This window comes from Paenibacillus sp. GXUN7292 (assembly GCF_050864975.1).
Taxonomy (GTDB): domain Bacteria; phylum Bacillota; class Bacilli; order Paenibacillales; family Paenibacillaceae; genus Pristimantibacillus.
This window is the reverse complement of the sequence record NZ_JBOZWO010000089.1, coordinates 1-1,918: the sequence shown is the minus strand read 5'-3', so window position 1 is coordinate 1,918 and position 1,918 is coordinate 1. Positions and strand designations below refer to the sequence as shown.

The following is a 1,918-nucleotide window of genomic DNA, read 5'->3' as shown; positions in this document are numbered from 1 at the left end:
GAGTTTATGGAAGAAGTTTTAATTGATGATAATATGGTTTTTGATATTGATAATTTAAAAGGATTTCTTAATGATACCAGTTCATTTGGGTTTATAGCTAAAGAAAATAATAAAATTATAGGATTTGCATATTGCTATACACTTTTAAGACCTGATGGAAAAACAATGTTTTATTTACACTCAATAGGAATGTTACCTAACTATCAAGACAAAGGTTATGGTTCAAAATTATTATCTTTTATTAAGGAATATTCTAAAGAGATTGGTTGTTCTGAAATGTTTTTAATAACTGATAAAGGTAATCCTAGAGCTTGCCATGTATATGAAAAATTAGGTGGTAAAAATGATTATAAAGATGAAATAGTATATGTATATGATTATGAAAAAGGTGATAAATAAATGAATATAGTTGAAAATGAAATATGTATAAGAACTTTAATAGATGATGATTTTCCTTTGATGTTAAAATGGTTAACTGATGAAAGAGTATTAGAATTTTATGGTGGTAGAGATAAAAAATATACATTAGAATCATTAAAAAAACATTATACAGAGCCTTGGGAAGATGAAGTTTTTAGAGTAATTATTGAATATAACAATGTTCCTATTGGATATGGACAAATATATAAAATGTATGATGAGTTATATACTGATTATCATTATCCAAAAACTGATGAGATAGTCTATGGTATGGATCAATTTATAGGAGAGCCAAATTATTGGAGTAAAGGAATTGGTACAAGATATATTAAATTGATTTTTGAATTTTTGAAAAAAGAAAGAAATGCTAATGCAGTTATTTTAGACCCTCATAAAAATAATCCAAGAGCAATAAGGGCATACCAAAAATCTGGTTTTAGAATTATTGAAGATTTGCCAGAACATGAATTACACGAGGGCAAAAAAGAAGATTGTTATTTAATGGAATATAGATATGATGATAATGCCACAAATGTTAAGGCAATGAAATATTTAATTGAGCATTACTTTGATAATTTCAAAGTAGATAGTATTGAAATAATCGGTAGTGGTTATGATAGTGTGGCATATTTAGTTAATAATGAATACATTTTTAAAACAAAATTTAGTACTAATAAGAAAAAAGGTTATGCAAAAGAAAAAGCAATATATAATTTTTTAAATACAAATTTAGAAACTAATGTAAAAATTCCTAATATTGAATATTCGTATATTAGTGATGAATTATCTATACTAGGTTATAAAGAAATTAAAGGAACTTTTTTAACACCAGAAATTTATTCTACTATGTCAGAAGAAGAACAAAATTTGTTAAAACGAGATATTGCCAGTTTTTTAAGACAAATGCACGGTTTAGATTATACAGATATTAGTGAATGTACTATTGATAATAAACAAAATGTATTAGAAGAGTATATATTGTTGCGTGAAACTATTTATAATGATTTAACTGATATAGAAAAAGATTATATAGAAAGTTTTATGGAAAGACTAAATGCAACAACAGTTTTTGAGGGTAAAAAGTGTTTATGCCATAATGATTTTAGTTGTAATCATCTATTGTTAGATGGCAATAATAGATTAACTGGAATAATTGATTTTGGAGATTCTGGAATTATAGATGAATATTGTGATTTTATATACTTACTTGAAGATAGTGAAGAAGAAATAGGAACAAATTTTGGAGAAGATATATTAAGAATGTATGGAAATATAGATATTGAGAAAGCAAAAGAATATCAAGATATAGTTGAAGAATATTATCCTATTGAAACTATTGTTTATGGAATTAAAAATATTAAACAGGAATTTATCGAAAATGGTAGAAAAGAAATTTATAAAAGGACTTATAAAGATTGATTATATAATATATGAAAAGCTATTATAAAAGACATTAGTATTAAATAGTTTAAAAAAATGAAAAATAATAAAGGAAGTG

At 24.3% G+C, this 1,918-nt stretch carries 2 protein-coding genes; both read left to right on the top strand.

From position 1 onward, the window contains the following. A partial coding sequence (locus ACRRU2_RS28455; RefSeq protein ID WP_000341232.1) for a GNAT family N-acetyltransferase occupies positions 1–399 on the top strand: 399 nt, incomplete at its 5' end. Next, positions 400–1,839: an aminoglycoside N-acetyltransferase AAC(6')-Ie gene (gene aph(2'')-Ia / locus ACRRU2_RS28450; protein ID WP_001028144.1), complete on the top strand. Its 1,440-nt coding sequence runs from the start codon at positions 400–402 to the stop codon at positions 1,837–1,839. Positions 1,840–1,918: the final 79 nt, after the last annotated feature.